This is a genomic window from Priestia sp. SIMBA_032 (assembly GCF_046535215.1).
In the GTDB taxonomy this organism is placed as follows: domain Bacteria; phylum Bacillota; class Bacilli; order Bacillales; family Bacillaceae_H; genus Priestia; species Priestia aryabhattai.
Window position 1 is genome coordinate 1 of the sequence record NZ_JAWRXD010001249.1, and the last position, 249, is coordinate 249.

The window sequence follows — 249 nt, forward strand, 5'->3', positions numbered from 1 at the left end:
CTGATATTGACTATGCAGCAGTTGAAGCTGATACAACATACGGTAAATTAGGCGTAAAAGTATGGATCTACCGTAGAGAAGTCCTTCCTACAAAAAAGAAAGCTTCTGAGGAAGGAGGAAAATAATATGTTAATGCCAAAACGCGTAAAATATCGTAGAGAGCATCGTGGTAAAATGCGTGGTCGTGCTAAAGGTGGAACTGAAGTTGCTTTCGGTGAATTCGGTTTACAAGCACAAGCTGCTTCATGG

1 protein-coding gene and 1 pseudogene are annotated in these 249 nt (G+C 41.0%); both read left to right on the forward strand.

Annotated features, from left to right (window positions below; translation table 11 throughout):
• Positions 1 to 125 (forward strand): annotated as a pseudogene (gene rpsC, locus SB717_RS38330) (30S ribosomal protein S3); the annotation flags it as partial.
• Position 126: 1 nt separating this feature from the next.
• On the forward strand, positions 127 to 249 hold a 123-nt coding region (locus SB717_RS38335), incomplete at its 3' end, for a ribosomal protein L16 (RefSeq protein ID WP_215470778.1).